Origin of the sequence: Dendrosporobacter quercicolus, assembly GCF_900104455.1 — a bacterium.
In the GTDB taxonomy this organism is placed as follows: domain Bacteria; phylum Bacillota; class Negativicutes; order DSM-1736; family Dendrosporobacteraceae; genus Dendrosporobacter; species Dendrosporobacter quercicolus.
Map to the genome: position 1 here is coordinate 12,524 of NZ_FNHB01000005.1, position 14,046 is coordinate 26,569.

At 51.4% G+C, this 14,046-nt stretch carries 13 protein-coding genes; 10 read left to right on the forward strand and 3 right to left on the reverse strand.

Going from position 1 to position 14,046, the window contains the following annotated elements:
• Positions 1–198: 198 nt before the first annotated feature.
• The 9 genes from copZ to hemL all read left to right on the forward strand — a co-directional run bounded on the left by copZ (position 199) and on the right by hemL (position 10,799).
• The gene (gene copZ / locus BLR06_RS10620) at positions 199–405 is read left to right on the forward strand and encodes a copper chaperone CopZ (protein ID WP_092072692.1); all 207 of its coding nucleotides are present in this window, start codon (positions 199–201) and stop codon (positions 403–405) included.
• 236 nt (positions 406–641) lie between these two features.
• Positions 642–2,072, forward strand: a complete 1,431-nt coding sequence (locus BLR06_RS10625; RefSeq protein WP_092072695.1) for an LCP family protein — start codon at positions 642–644, stop codon at positions 2,070–2,072.
• Between the two features lie 91 nt (positions 2,073–2,163).
• Entirely contained in the window at positions 2,164–3,957 is a 1,794-nt protein-coding gene (gene mrdA / locus BLR06_RS10630; RefSeq protein WP_092073335.1) for a penicillin-binding protein 2, read from the forward strand.
• 93 nt (positions 3,958–4,050) lie between these two features.
• Positions 4,051–4,689 carry a precorrin-2 dehydrogenase/sirohydrochlorin ferrochelatase family protein gene (locus tag BLR06_RS10635; protein ID WP_092072698.1) on the forward strand — a complete coding sequence of 213 codons (639 nt, stop codon included), beginning with the start codon at positions 4,051–4,053 and terminating at the stop codon, positions 4,687–4,689.
• The gene (gene hemA, locus BLR06_RS10640; RefSeq protein WP_092072701.1) at positions 4,664–5,980 is read left to right on the forward strand and encodes a glutamyl-tRNA reductase; all 1,317 of its coding nucleotides are present in this window, start codon (positions 4,664–4,666) and stop codon (positions 5,978–5,980) included. The genes BLR06_RS10635 and hemA overlap by 26 nt, the downstream gene beginning before the upstream one ends.
• Positions 5,943–6,872: a hydroxymethylbilane synthase gene (hemC, locus tag BLR06_RS10645; protein ID WP_092072704.1), complete on the forward strand. Its 930-nt coding sequence runs from the start codon at positions 5,943–5,945 to the stop codon at positions 6,870–6,872. The genes hemA and hemC overlap by 38 nt, the downstream gene beginning before the upstream one ends.
• Positions 6,873–6,953: 81 nt before the next feature.
• Entirely contained in the window at positions 6,954–8,474 is a 1,521-nt protein-coding gene (cobA, locus tag BLR06_RS10650) for a uroporphyrinogen-III C-methyltransferase (RefSeq protein WP_092072708.1), read from the forward strand.
• Positions 8,471–9,442 carry a porphobilinogen synthase gene (hemB, locus tag BLR06_RS10655; RefSeq protein WP_092072710.1) on the forward strand — a complete coding sequence of 324 codons (972 nt, stop codon included), beginning with the start codon at positions 8,471–8,473 and terminating at the stop codon, positions 9,440–9,442. Before cobA ends, hemB begins: the two co-directional genes overlap by 4 nt.
• 25 nt (positions 9,443–9,467) lie before the next feature.
• Positions 9,468–10,799 (forward strand): glutamate-1-semialdehyde 2,1-aminomutase, encoded by a 1,332-nt coding sequence (hemL, locus tag BLR06_RS10660; protein ID WP_092072713.1) that lies wholly within the window; start codon positions 9,468–9,470, stop codon positions 10,797–10,799.
• A 171-nt stretch (positions 10,800–10,970) separates the two neighbouring features.
• On the opposite strand, the gene BLR06_RS10665 is transcribed toward hemL, so the two are convergent.
• Positions 10,971–11,501, reverse strand: a complete 531-nt coding sequence (locus BLR06_RS10665; protein WP_092072716.1) for a DUF4337 domain-containing protein — start codon at positions 11,499–11,501, stop codon at positions 10,971–10,973.
• Between the two features lie 124 nt (positions 11,502–11,625).
• On the opposite strand from BLR06_RS10665, the gene BLR06_RS10670 reads away from it, so the two are divergent.
• Positions 11,626–12,321, forward strand: a complete 696-nt coding sequence (locus BLR06_RS10670; RefSeq protein WP_092072719.1) for a Crp/Fnr family transcriptional regulator — start codon at positions 11,626–11,628, stop codon at positions 12,319–12,321.
• Positions 12,322–12,422: 101 nt separating this feature from the next.
• On the opposite strand, the gene hcp is transcribed toward BLR06_RS10670, so the two are convergent.
• Both hcp and BLR06_RS19555 read right to left on the reverse strand, forming a co-directional pair.
• Positions 12,423–13,721, reverse strand: coding sequence for a hydroxylamine reductase (gene hcp, locus BLR06_RS10675; protein ID WP_092072722.1), 1,299 nt, complete (start codon positions 13,719–13,721; stop codon positions 12,423–12,425).
• Positions 13,722–13,850: 129 nt separating this feature from the next.
• Entirely contained in the window at positions 13,851–14,015 is a 165-nt protein-coding gene (locus BLR06_RS19555) for a hypothetical protein (RefSeq protein ID WP_173812901.1), read from the reverse strand.
• Between the last annotated feature and the right edge of the window lie 31 nt (positions 14,016–14,046).

Below are 14,046 nucleotides of genomic sequence, written 5' to 3' on the forward strand. Positions count from 1 at the left end.
TTAAGTCCGGTTTGAAAATGGGCAGAGTACGCCACAAAGCTGGTGCAAAATATAATTCGCCGGGCTGGTTGGAAATTTCGTCAAACCGAGGTTAAAACTTAAAATAACGTCAGACTGAAAATCAGACGCTGTTATGGCAGGTTTTTTGTACTGCCGCGCGAATGATTAAATAAAAGCAGTTAAACAGGGGGTCATCAAATGGAGAAACAAACTTTCATAGTTGAAGGCATGAGTTGTAACCATTGCAAGAATGCAGTAGAAACGGCAGTTGGCGCTCTGCCTGGCGTAAAAACGGCCGAAGTTGATTTGGCAGCCAAGCAATTGACGGTGGAGTTCGATGCGTCTATTCTTAGTATTGCCCGGATAAAGTCAGCGATTGAAGAGCAGGGTTATGATGTAGCCTGACCTATCGCCGGTGAACTTGACGAAAACTGTTGTATTTTGTTATACTAGAACAAGCTCCCATTAGGGGGCTTGTTTATTATGGCTAAAACAACGCTTTGCACATAATTGCCGATGGAGAAACTGCCCGGACTGAAGCGAATTGCCGGACAGTTTCAGTTCAGTGCTGACTTTGGCTGGGGCAGTCAGTTTTTTTTGATTGCATATTTCTGAATGTACAGAAAGAAAGGAGTGCATTTATGAGCCGTTTGGAAAAGCGTCTTTCTGAACAGAAGCAGATCCAGATTAAACGGATACTTGCGGTTTTGGCGGCATTGTCGATATTTGTAATGGCAACCGGCGCATCTTATTATTGGTTCAGCACCGGTTTATTTGAACGGCCTGAGGATCCTCCAACTGAATTGATGACAGCCCAAAATAAAATGAATATTATGGTTTTGGGGGTGGATGAACGTTCAGATGACGTCGGCCGCTCCGATACTCTGTTTTTGGTAACTGTAGATACCAATACCAAAGAAGTGGCCATGCTTTCCATTCCCCGTGATACCAGAGTGAGAACTCCGGGACATGGTTATGATAAAATCAATCATGCCTACGCCAATGGCGGGCATAAGCTGACGCAGCAGGCAGTGGAAGGCTTGCTGGGTATTTCAATTGACCGTTATATTATGATTGATTTTCATTCTTTTAATAAAATTATTGATGCAGTTGGCGGCGTAGATATTGAGGTTGAAAAAAGGATGTATTATGAAGATCCTTATGATGGCGATGGCGGGCTGGTTATTGACCTGCAGCCGGGCTTGCAGCATTTGGATGGTGAAGCAGCGATTCAATATGTTCGCTACCGTGATGAAGATGGCGATATCGGCCGCGTTCAGCGGCAGCAAAAATTTATCAAGGCGTTGATGAAAGAGGTTGCCAGCCCGTCGGTGATCACCCGCATACCGGCCATCATTCAGCAAGTGAGCTCAGCAATTAAAACAGATATGACTACGACTGAAATGCTAAATCTGGCCCGGATTTTAAATGATGCCTACAAAAACGGGCTTAAGACCGATATGGTTCCCGGAAAACCGGCATATATCAGCGATATCAGCTATTGGCTGCCCGATATTGTGGCGCTTAGGCAACATCTTGCCCAGACGCTGGGCCTGGAAATGGGCGCTCAATATGCTGCTACCGCCAGGCAGGAGGCGCGGGACTATGAAACCTCCATTCCCAAAGAGATGAAAGTGGCGGAAACGCCCAAGGAAGTAAAACCTGATACCGAAACGACGGCCAAGGATGATAAAGACAACAAGGCTGATGAAAAAGACGAAGAGGACCAGCCAAAGTCTGAGTCTAAGCAAAAGGCTAAGCAAAAGCAAAAGGCTAAATCCACCTCTCCGGCCAAGGTAAAAGTAGAGGTGCTGAATGCCAGCGGTTCGGAAAGTGCAGGCAAGGAAATTGCCGCTGTGTTGAAAAAACAGGGATTTGAAGTGGTTGGCGTAGCCAATTTAACGGTGGCTTACCGGAATACGGTTGTGGTGTCGAATACAACGAACAGCAATGTTGTCAATAAACTGACCAATATGCCTTTTCACTATTCACTGCAGGTTACCAAGGATGAAAGCAAGGATGTGCAAGCCACAATTTTGGTGGGAACAGATTATATTGCCAATAAAGAATAAAAATGATTCCGGCCGGCAGAATTACGCTGCAGGCCGGATTTTTTTCGCTGTTGTTGAAATAATAGTAAGGTCAGGGAAGGGAGGCGGTGCGATGTGGGATCTCGAACAATCACGCCGGATAAAAGTTTTGGCTTTACTGGTTGTTGCGGCTATGGCTGTCCTGCTGCTGCGATTGGTGTGGATGCAATTATATCAGGGCGCGCAGTATAAAAAAATTGCCGAGGAAAACCGGATTCACCAGATTTCCGATCCGGCGCCGAGAGGGATCATTTATGACCGGAATGGCGCAGTCCTGGTCAGTAACCGGCCGGCCTTCGCCATTTCAATTATTCCTGTTAACTATACGGATGAGCATGATGCGACGGGGATACTAACCGGGATTCTTGGCTGCAGCGCAGCTGAAATTAAGCAAATGCTGCAAGCCGCGGCGGATAATCCCTATACGCCTGTACGTTTGAGGCGGGATGTTGACGCCGCGACTATTGCCAGGATTGAGGAACGGAAAGAGCGCTTGCCCGGCGTATTAATTGAAGCAATACCGGTGCGGCACTATCTATATAACGAACTGGCTGCGCATTTAATGGGCTATATCGGCATAATTAGCGAGGAAGAGTACCGGCAGCGCAAAAGTCAGGGCTATCAGGTCAATGATCTGGTTGGCAAGGCGGGTATCGAGAAGATTTGGGAAGACCTGCTGAGAGGACAGGAGGGTGGTTTACAGGTTGAAGTGAATGCCATGGGGCAGGAAGTCCAGCTGGTGGGAGAAAAAAAGGCGGCTACAGGCCAGGGGCTGGTACTGACCCTGGATGCCAATCTGCAAAAGACGGCTGAAGCTGTGTTGAAGGAGCAAATCCTGCAGGCCCGCAGGCTGGGAGCGCCGGCGACCGGCGGAGCTGTGGTCGCTTTGGATGTAAAGACCGGCGGGGTGTTGGCTTTAGCAAGCAGTCCGGGGTTTGATCCGAACCTGTTTGCCGGGGGAATTGGCAGTAAAGACTGGAATGTATTGGTCATGAATGACGATCATCCGCTGACGAACAAAACAATGCAAAGCGCATATCCGCCCGGTTCGGTGTTCAAGATCGTAACTGCGGCGGCGGCGCTGGATTTAGGGCTTACTACCGCAACTGAGATTTTTCATGACCGGGGTGTCTATGTCTTAAATGGCTGGAGCTTTTACGGCTGGAATACCAAAGGGCTGGGCGATTTGGATATCATCGGGGCCTTGGCCTGGTCAAGCGATCCTGCTTTTTATGAGCTGGGTCATCGCCTGGGCGCCGACCGTTTAGCCAGTTATGCCCTGACTTTCGGCTTTGGACGGCCCAGTGGCATTAAACTGCCGGGTGAAGCGGCCGGACTGGTCCCAACGGAGAACTGGAAGCTTGCTGTTTATGACCAGGCGTGGTATCCCGGTGAGACGCTGATTGCAGCAATTGGACAGGGCTATTATCTGGCGACGCCGCTGCAGCAGACCCTGCTGTTAATGGCTGTAGCCAACGGCGGTATTATGTACAGGCCGCTGATTGTGGAGAAGGTCCTGTCCGCCGACGACGGTAAAGTGATCAGACGGTATCAGCCGGAGGTAGCTGGAACGGTATATCTTAAGCCGGAAATTTGGGATACGATCAGAAAAGGGTTAGTCGCTGTGACGACAGAAGGAACGGGCGCAGCGACGTTTAAAGGGCTGGGCGCCACTGTAGCCGGCAAATCCGGCTCAGCCGAAACGGGCAAGGGGACGGTCCATTCCTGGTTTTCCTGTTATGCGCCGGCCGACAACCCGGAAATTGCATTGACTGTATTGGTGGAAGAAGGCGGCGAAGGCTCGATGGCGGCGGCTCCGGCAGTGCGGAAGATCCTGGACTATTATTTTGCGGCGAAAAGTCAATAAATTCATGCAGCCCGACAATAAAAAACCATTTCGAAAAAGGAAATTACCGTTACAGGTCGAACTATGCTAAGATATGAAAGGATGTGGCTTTTCGTGCCTTTCTATCCAGTTAATCTGCAGATCACAGGGAAACCTTGTGTTGTGATTGGCGGCGGGTCAGTGGCAGAGCGTAAAACAGCCGCCCTGCTCAAGGCCGAAGCGGTTGTGACAGTATTGAGTCCGAAGATGACCCTCGCTTTAAGCCGATTAGCGCAAATACAGCACATTCATCATGTGGACAGGCTGTACCGGCAAGGAGATCTCGCCGGTTTTTTTCTCGTTATCTGTGCAACCGATGACCCCGGGATCAACCGGCAGGCTGCCCGGGAAGCCGCGAGCCGGGGTATTTTGGTCAATGTCGTTGATGAACCGGATATTGGCAATTTTCACGTGCCGGCGCAGATTACGCGGGGCGATTTGCTCCTGACTGTGTCAACCGGCGGTAAAAGTCCGGCGTTCGCCAGTCAATTGCGGCGGGAACTGGCTGAACGGTATGGCGAAGAGTATGGAACCTATCTGGATATCGTGGCCGCAGTCCGGGCTGAAATGAAGAGTAAGCTGGCGACCGCAGGAGAACGGGAGCAGTTTTGGCGGGATAGTTTTGACGAAGAGGTAATACTCTTGCTGCGGCAAGGTAAGATAAATGAGGCGGAGGCTAGGATTAGGAATGCAACTGGTAGTTTTAGGTCTTAACCATAAAACAGCTCCTGTTGAAGTTCGGGAATGTTTTTCGTTTTCCGAGGAGCAAGTAAAGGCTGCCCTGTGGCATGTACGGGAATGTGACGGCATGAATGAATGTGTCATTCTGTCCACTTGCAACCGTACCGAAATGTATGCAGCAGTTGATGATGCGGAAGAAGCTATGCCGGTGATGCAGAAGTTTTTGGAGCAAATGGCGGCCAATCAGCAGGAAGCGGCGGATTTTTTATTTTTTTATAGTGATGTGGAATGTATCAGACACCTGTTTATGGTTTCTTCCAGCCTGGATTCTTTAGTGATCGGCGAAGGACAGATTCTCAGTCAGGTGAAAAAAGCCTATTCTATCGCCCGTGATGTAGGTACGACCAGTACGGTTCTGAATACTTTATTCCACCGGGCAATTGCTGTGGGTAAAAAGGTGAGAACTGAAACGAGAATTGCATTCAGCGCTGTGTCGGTAAGCTATGCGGCGGTTGAATTAGCAAAAAATATTTTCGGCGATTTATCCAAATCCAATGTATTATTATTAGGCGCCGGACAAATGGGTGAATTAACGGCCAGACATCTGGTTGATAACGGGGTGGAAACGGTTTTTGTATCCAACCGCAAATATGACCGCGCAGTAAAGTTAGCGGAAAAGTTTCAGGGGATAGCCGTACCTTTTGAGCATTTTATGAAATGCGCAGCCAAGGCTGATATTGTCATAACCTCAACCGGTGCGCCGCATTATATTATCAGGGCCTGGGACGTGGCTCACCTGATGCCCAAACGCAATGGCAAGCCGATTGTATTGATTGATATTGCAGTACCGCGTGATGTGGAGCCTGAGGTAGCGGCCATTAACGGGGTCAGCTTATACAATATTGATGATCTGGAAGCTGTTGTTGAGTCGAATATCCGGCTGCGGGAGCAGGAGGCCGAACTGGCCGAGCAGATTATTGATACGGAAATAAGTGAATTAGTACACAAGTTTCGCTATCTGTCCTTTCGTCCGGTGATGGCGCTGCTGGCTGATAAAGCCGAACGGATACGGCTTCGTGAACTTAAGCGGGCTTTGGCTAAGCTGCCTGATATTTCTTCAGAGCAACGTAAAGTGATGGAAAGCCTGTCGAAAATGATTGTGCGCAAACTATTACGTGATCCGATGGTTCGCATTAACGAAGCAGCCGGCACGGATAATGAGCAGTTTTATATTGACGCAATCGGCAAATTATTTAAACTTGACGCGTTAGGAGAGAGCAGAAAAAGTGAAAGAAAAATTGGTTATCGGTACGCGCGGCAGTAAGTTAGCCTTATGGCAGGCCCATTATATTGCTGATTGTTTACGGAGCCGGTATGCCGGCCTGGAGGTTAGCTTACAGCGGGTGGTGACGACCGGCGACAAAATTCTGGATGTGCCGCTGGCCAGAATTGGCGGCAAGGGCTTATTTACGAAAGAACTGGAGACGTCGATGCTGGCGGGTGAAATTGATCTGGCTGTGCACAGCATGAAAGATATGCCGACCGAGTTGCCTGAAGGGCTGATCCTGGCTGCAGTTACTGAACGGACTGATGCCGGCGATGCCCTGATCAGTCCGCAATATAAGTCGGTGGAGGCCTTGCCGCCCGGAGCCAGAGTGGGCACTTCCAGCCTGCGCAGAAAAGCCCAGCTCTTGCACTACCGGCCGGATTTAATTATCAGTGATTTGCGGGGTAATCTCGATACCAGGCTGAATAAGCTGGAAACCGAGCAGCTTGATGCCATTGTGCTGGCAGTAGCCGGTTTAAAGCGGCTGGGCTGGCAGGACCGGATTACCCAGATTTTACCGACCAGGCTCTGTTTGCCGGCAGTAGGCCAGGGGGCCCTGGCGATTGAAACCCGCAGTGGCGACCACACTGTGCGGGTAATGCTGGAATTTTTGGATGATGCTAAAACCCGGGCCGCCGTTACCGCCGAGCGGGCTTTTTTGCGGGAAGTGGAGGGAGGCTGCCAGGTGCCGGTAGGGGTCTATGGCACAGTTGAGCAGCAGGCTGTACGGGTTGAGGCAGTTATCTTAACGGTTGACGGTACAACCGCGGTGCGGGATTCTATTTGTGGCGATGAGCGGCAAGCCGCTGCTTTAGGCCAGGCGCTGGCTAAGCGGATGCTTGACGCCGGCGGCAGGGAAATTATGGCCGGTCTGGCGGGTGTAAGTTAATTTTAGCCGTCTGCTTGCAGCGGCTTTGCCAAAGCCTGGCGCAAGCCGGGTTGATAATAGCGTTCATATAGGGGGATACGTATGCAAGGCATGGTATATCTGGTGGGAGCCGGTCCCGGTGACTATAAGCTGATTAGTGTAAAAGCTATGGAATACATCAAGCAGGCGGATACAATTGTATATGACCGTCTGGCCGATGACCGGCTGCTGGCTTATGCCCGGCCGGAAGCGGAGCTGATTTACGTCGGCAAGGCTTCAAGCGCCCATACGATGGGCCAGCAAGAGATTAACCAATTGCTGGTGGATCAGGCCCGGGCGGGGAAAACAGTGGTCCGGTTAAAAGGGGGTGACCCTTTTGTGTTTGGCCGTGGCGGTGAAGAAGCGCTTGCACTGGTGGAAAACGGTCTGCCGTTTGAAATCGTACCAGGCATTACCTCGGCTGTTTCCGTACCGGCTTACGCCGGCATTCCGGTAACTCATCGCGGAATAGCGGTCTCTTTTGCCGTGGTTACCGGCCATGAGGATCCGGCCAAAGCTGAGTCCGGTATTCAATGGGATAAGCTGGCTACTGCAGTTGATACACTGGTATTTTTAATGGGTGTGGAAAACCTGCCCCATATTACGGACAGGCTGATTGCTCACGGCCGCCCGGCCACTACACCGGCAGCGGTCATCCGCTGGGGCACCAAGCCGGAGCAGCGGGTATTGGTCACTACAGTTGGCCAGGCAGCGCAGGCTGTGGCCGAGCAGGGTTTTAAGCCGCCGGCTATTTTTGTTGTCGGCGAGGTTGTCCGGCTGCGCTCGCAACTGGCCTGGTTTGATCAGAAGCCGCTGTTTGGAAAAACGGTGCTGGTGACCAGAGCGAGGGAACAGGCCAGTATACTAACAGGCAGGCTGGAGGCGTTGGGCGCCCGGTGCATTGAAGCGCCGGCCATAAAAATTGTCCCTATGCCCCAATATGCTGAACTGGATGCGGCAATTGAGGCGTTAGCCGATTTTGACTGGCTGGTTTTGACCAGTGTGAACGGGGTTGACCATTTTTTTGCCCGCCTGGCTCAAACCGGACGCGATACGAGGGCTTTGGGCGGCGTTAAGGTTGCCGCGATTGGCGTTCAAACAGCTCAACGGCTGAAACGTTTTGGGATAACCGCCGATATAGTTCCGGCTGAATTTAGAGCGGAGGGAATCATTGAAGCCCTGCAGGGCAAAATAACCGCGAACATGAAGATATTAATTCCCCGGGCCCTGGTTGCCAGGGATGTTTTACCGCAAAAGTTAACCGAGATGGGCGCTGCGGTTTCGGTTGCGCCTGTTTATCAAACGGTTCAAGCTGATACCGACGGACCGCTGCTGGCTCAAAAAATTGATGCCGGCGCAATTGATTTGATTACTTTTACCAGTTCCTCGACTGTGATCAATCTGTTGGGTTTACTGGGAGAAAACGGCGCTGAATTAATTAATAAGGCAAAAGTTGCCTGCATTGGGCCAATTACCGCCGGTACTTGTCTCGAACATGGCATAGAGCCTGATATCATTGCTGAAGAGTATACTGTCGGCGGGTTAGTGCAGGCAATCCTAAACGGTGAGGGGGAAGGGCAATGACTGCTCCGCTGATCAGACCCCGGCGGCTGCGGGTATCCGCCGGGGTGCGAAGCTTAGTAAGAGAAACCGTCCTGACAGCCAGGGATTTAGTCTATCCGCTGTTTGTTGTGCCAGGCGTAAAGGTTAAGACGGAAATTGCCTCATTACCGGGCGCCTATCATTTTTCGGTTGATCTTGCGGTGGCCGCGGCGCGTGAAGCTTATGAACTGGGTATTCCGGCGGTTTTGGTTTTTGGGTTGCCGGAATACAAAGATGCCCGGGGCTCGAGCGCCTGGGATGCCGGCAGCCCGGTTCAGCAGGCAATTAAGGCAATCAAGGCAGCGCTGCCGGAACTGGTGGTCATTAGTGATGTTTGTTTGTGCCAGTATACGGATCACGGGCATTGCGGGCTGCTGACCGGTCAGTTGGTTGAGAATGACGCAACGCTGGCTGTATTGGCCAAAGTTGCGGTAAGTCATGCGGCGGCGGGCGCTGATATGGTTGCGCCATCGGATATGATGGACGGCCGGGTTGCCGCTATTAGAGAGGCCCTGGATATGAATGACTACCAAGATGTTGCGGTGATGTCCTATGCCGTTAAATATGCGTCAGCCTATTATGGCCCTTTCCGGGATGCGGCTGATTCGGCGCCGCAGTTTGGCGATCGGCATTCTTATCAGATGGACCCGGCGAATGCAAGGGAAGCTTTAAAAGAAGCTGCCCTGGACATTGACGAAGGGGCCGATCTTATTATCGTAAAACCGGCGCTGGCCTATCTTGATATCGTTCGCAGCGTTAAAGACAATACCAGGGTGCCTGTGGCCGCCTATAATGTCAGCGGCGAATATGCCATGGTTAAGGCTGCCGCCGCCAACGGGTGGATTGATGAACAGAGGACTGTCCTGGAAACGCTGACCGGCATGAAGCGAGCCGGCGCTGACATCATTATTACTTATCACGCCTTGGATGCAGCGCGGTGGTTAAAGTAAGGCAAAGTACTGGAGGTTGGCAGAGATGAGTGTAAAGCATGAACAGTCGGCGCGGGCTTTCCGTGAAGCTAAAAATTTTATTCCCGGCGGCGTTAACAGTCCGGTGCGTTCATTCGGCGCGGTGGGCGGCGTACCGCCATTTATCGCCAGAGCCGCCGGCAGCAAAATTATTGATATTGATGGCAATGAATATATTGACTATGTCGGTTCCTGGGGACCGATGATTCTGGGGCATGCGTATCCGGCGGTAACGGAAGCTTTGCAGCAGGCCGTCCTGAACGGCACCAGTTATGGCGCGCCGACTCTGCTGGAAACCGAACTGGCCAAACTGATTAATGAATTGATGCCTTCAATGGAGCTGGTCCGGATGGTAAATTCGGGAACAGAGGCTACCATGAGCGCGCTTCGGCTGGCGAGGGCCTTTACCGGACGCAATAAGATCCTGAAGTTTGTCGGCTGCTATCATGGCCATCATGACAGTTTGCTGGTCAAGGCCGGATCGGGGGCCGCCACACTGGGGATTCCCAACAGCCCGGGCGTGCCGGACAGTATCGCCGGCAATACCCTTACTGTCGCTTATAATGATATTACTGAACTGCGCAGTGTTTTTGCCGAAATGGGTCAGGACATCGCAGCGGTGATTATTGAGCCTGTGGCCGGTAATATGGGGCTGGTTTTACCGAAACAGGGTTATCTGGGCGCGGTACGGCAGCTTACTGAGCAATATGGAGCGCTGCTTATTTTTGATGAGGTCATGTGCGGTTTCCGGGTGGCGCTGGGCGGCGCCCAGTCGGTATACGGCGTAAAGCCTGATTTGACCTGCCTTGGCAAAGTGATTGGCGGAGGTTTGCCGGTGGCGGCCTATGGCGGACGGCGTGATATTATGGAACATATTGCACCGGCCGGCGCTGTGTATCAGGCCGGGACGCTGAGCGGCAACCCGCTGGCCATGACCGCCGGAATTGTCACCCTGAAGCTGATTTCACAGATTCCTGAAACACCGCGGCAGCCGGATTTTTTCCATAAACTGACGGCAAAAACCAAGCAGCTTTGCCAGGGATTGCAGGCTCAGGCCGCGAAGTTTGAGCTTAAGCTGCAATTTCATCAGGCCGGTTCAATGTTTGGCCTGTTTTTTAGCGACAAAGCGGTTGATGATTATGACAGCGCCAAACAGTCCGATGCCGGCGCATTTAATACCTATTTTCACGCCATGCTGGAACAGGGCGTTTATCTGGCTCCTTCCCAGTTTGAAGCGTCATTTATGTCGGCGGCGCATACGGATGAAGATATTGCAGCTACCATTGCGGCCAGCGCCATCGCTTTTGCCAGGGTCGCCGACTACTATAAAGCAAAATAACGCTGAAAGCCTCCCGGCCGGGAGGCTTTTTAAGAAGGGCAGTACCGGTTTAAGCGTAGGCAAGTACCGCCAGGAATAAAAAAATACCAGCGCGATAGCGTTGGTATTTCGCGGGAGCCCTTGCGTTCTTTGAGTAGTTTGCGGTTCATCTTTTGTGGCGGCGTTCTTCCGCTAGAGTGACCAGTAGAGGGCGTGGAGAAAAAACCAGATGCCGCCGATACCGCTGAACAGGCCGGCATACCAGTAGTAAAGGACTTTGTTGATGGAAGCCAGTGATGAGAGCAAAATACCAACCTGCAAAAACATCAGGGACTGACTAAAGCTGGTGCTGAGTTCCTGGGATTGGCCGCACTCGCTTTCCAGCATGCCGGCCTGATCGGCGATAAATTGTTTTTCCTGCTGATAGCGGGCGATGTTCTGATCATATTCGGCCAGTTTTTCTTGTACCAGTTCATCCGGCAGTCCCTGGTTGCCGGCTGTCAGCGCCAGTAAATCCCGTTGAAGCTGATAGGCGGTTTCTTTAATGCTTTTGGCCTGATAGTAGGACCACTGGTTGGCGGCCTGACTTTGGGCCAGCACCATGCGATTGCCGTACGATGCAGCCTTAAACGCGGCCAGAGTGGCGCATACGGCCAGTACCAACGTGGTAATAGCGATAAGTACGGAGATTCTTTTATTCCACTGTTTGGCGGGCTGGTTCATATTCACCTCCTGATTTGTCGCTGCTTACTGATAGTTTTAACAATTTAACAGGTTTTTAATGAAGGATTGGCTAATAGATAAATATTGTCAGAAGTATTTTGCTGCCGGGAGGAGGGTGACCAACATGCAGGAACCAGATGTCAAGGATATTCAATATCTAAAAAATGTACCGGTCTTTGGCAGTTTGCCTGAAGACCAATTGCTCCAGATCCACCGGCATACGATTGAACGCACGTATCGCAAAGGGACGGTTATTTTTTTGGAAGGCGACCCCGGGAAAGGGTTTCATTATGTTAAGCGCGGTAAAGTCAAAATTGTAAAAATGGCCGACGATGGCCGTGAACATATCATTAAAATTATGGGCGCCGGCGAGATCTTCGCCGAAGTGCTGCTATTTAACAATTGTCCTTATCCGGCTACGGCCATCGCAGTGGAAGAATCCTGTATTGGATTAATTAAGAATCTTGATCTGGAAACGCTTATCTTAAAGAATAATGCCCTGGCCCTTCAGCTAATCAAGGCGCTTAGCCAGCGGTTATTGTACGCGCAGCAGAAAATTAAGAATCTAGCGCTGAACGATGTTATGGCCCGGACGGCTGAAATCCTGCTGCGGCTGGCCAGTGAGCATGGGCGGCCCAAAGCCGGCGGTATTGAAATCAGCCTTGATTTATCGCGGCAGGATCTGGCAAGTTTGGTCGGCACAACCCGGGAGACCCTCACCAGAATGCTGAGCGCACTGAAAAGGGACGGCATTATCGATTTTACCGGCCAAAAGGTCAGCATTCTGGATGAGCCGGCCTTAAAGCGGCTGATATCATAAGCAGGTCAACGCACAAGGGCGTCTTTTACATGCTTTTGCATGAAAAGGCGTCCTTTGTGCGTTGACCTGCCAGGCTCTGCACTGTTTAAACCGGCTGTATTTTAGCCGAGAACGGCTTTGATATCTTCGTCAGCGGTGGAAATTGGCTGGAGTCCAAAGGTTTCGTTGAGTACCTGAAAGACGCCGGGGGAGACAAAAGCCGGAGCCGAAGGACCCAGGCGGATGTTTTTAATGCCAAGATGCAACAAGGTTAAGAGGATTGCCACCGCTTTTTGCTCATACCAGGAAAGAATGAGCGTCAGAGGCAGATCATTGACGCCGCATTGGAATGCTTCAGCCAGGGCCAGCGCCACCTGAATGCCGGAGTAGGCGTTGTTGCATTGTCCTAGGTCAATTAAACGGGGAATGCCGTCAATATCGCCCAGGTCAAGATGGTTAAAGCGATATTTGCCGCAGGCAAGGGTTAAAATTACGCAATCACGGGGCAGTTTTTCGACAAGCTCGGTGTAGTAGTTACGGCCGGGTTTGGCTCCGTCGCAGCCGCCGATCAGGAAGAAACGCTTAATTTTTCCGGCTTTAACGGCATCGACAATTTTATCGGCAATGCCCAGAATGGCATTGTGATGGAACCCGGTGGTCAGTGTGTAATCGCCGTCCTTATCAGGCAGTAACGGCAGCGCTTTGGCTGTGGCAATGACGTCGCTGAAGTCGCGGTCGGCGATATGCCGGGAGCCTTCCAGGCCGGTTACTGTACGGGTGAAAATCCGGTCGCTGTAAGTATTTTTATCGGTCAGCGGCATTACGCAATTGGTGGTTACGACAATTGCCCCGGGGAATTCCTCGAATTCTTTGCGCTGATTTTGCCACGCTGTACCGTAGTTGCCAACCAGGTGAGAATATTTTTTCAGGTTAGGATAGGCGTGGGCGGGCAGCATTTCACCATGCGTATAGACGTTAATACCGGTACCTTCGGTTTGCTGAAGCAGGGCTTCAAGATCGAGGAAGTCGTGGCCGGTAATTAAAATGCCATAGCCCTGTTTGGCGCCGGTAAATACCTTGGCCGGTCCAGGCTGCCCAAAGCGGGAAATGTGCGCATTGTCCAACAGCTGCATGACCCGCAGATTCATTTCGCCGCATTTCAAAACCATCTCAATATGGCGCTGTAAATTGAAATTTACGTTGGTCAAAGTAAAAAATAGGGCATCATGCATAAAGGCGTCGACTTGTTCGTCGCGAACGCCCAGTTCACGGGCGTGGTGGGCATAGGCGGCAATTCCTTTTAAACCAAAAACCAGGGTATCCTGCAAGCTGGCGATATCTTCGTTTTTGCCGCAGACACCGACTTTGGTACAGCCGGTACCCCCGGCGGTCTGTTCACATTGATAGCAAAACATGCTCATGATGGTTCCTCCTTGTATTCACTGGTAATTATGGTTTTATTATAGAGGAACAAACGGCAACTTGCTGTGATATGGGTCACACAAAAAACCATTCCTATACAGGAATGGCAGGATAACGGCGCCGCAGCATTAATCTTGGAACTGAGCGGCTGCTTCAATTTCGATGAGTTCCACAACGTTGTCATAGGTTAGCGGCAGCCGGCTGGCCGCGTCAAAGTAAGCGTCGGCATAGGTAGCGCCTGTAACCAGGCTGCCGGTTTGTTTGCCGTCCAATAGCACCTTGTATGTTGGCATGGCGCTGAACACCTCCCTGTCACTAGTGTCT

What these genes read in the sequence shown, in the direction of transcription:
- copZ (WP_092072692.1), top strand. Translation starts at nt 199, where the DNA reads ATGGAGAAACAAACTTTCATAGTTGAAGGCATGAGTTGTAACCATTGC.
- BLR06_RS10625 (WP_092072695.1), top strand. Translation starts at nt 642, where the DNA reads ATGAGCCGTTTGGAAAAGCGTCTTTCTGAACAGAAGCAGATCCAGATT.
- mrdA (WP_092073335.1), top strand. Translation starts at nt 2,164, where the DNA reads ATGTGGGATCTCGAACAATCACGCCGGATAAAAGTTTTGGCTTTACTG.
- hemA (WP_092072701.1), top strand. Translation starts at nt 4,664, where the DNA reads ATGCAACTGGTAGTTTTAGGTCTTAACCATAAAACAGCTCCTGTTGAA.
- cobA (WP_092072708.1), top strand. Translation starts at nt 6,954, where the DNA reads ATGCAAGGCATGGTATATCTGGTGGGAGCCGGTCCCGGTGACTATAAG.
- hemB (WP_092072710.1), top strand. Translation starts at nt 8,471, where the DNA reads ATGACTGCTCCGCTGATCAGACCCCGGCGGCTGCGGGTATCCGCCGGG.
- hemL (WP_092072713.1), top strand. Translation starts at nt 9,468, where the DNA reads ATGAGTGTAAAGCATGAACAGTCGGCGCGGGCTTTCCGTGAAGCTAAA.
- BLR06_RS10665 (WP_092072716.1), bottom strand. Translation starts at nt 11,501, where the DNA reads ATGAACCAGCCCGCCAAACAGTGGAATAAAAGAATCTCCGTACTTATC.
- BLR06_RS10670 (WP_092072719.1), top strand. Translation starts at nt 11,626, where the DNA reads ATGCAGGAACCAGATGTCAAGGATATTCAATATCTAAAAAATGTACCG.
- hcp (WP_092072722.1), bottom strand. Translation starts at nt 13,721, where the DNA reads ATGAGCATGTTTTGCTATCAATGTGAACAGACCGCCGGGGGTACCGGC.
- BLR06_RS19555 (WP_173812901.1), bottom strand. Translation starts at nt 14,015, where the DNA reads ATGCCAACATACAAGGTGCTATTGGACGGCAAACAAACCGGCAGCCTG.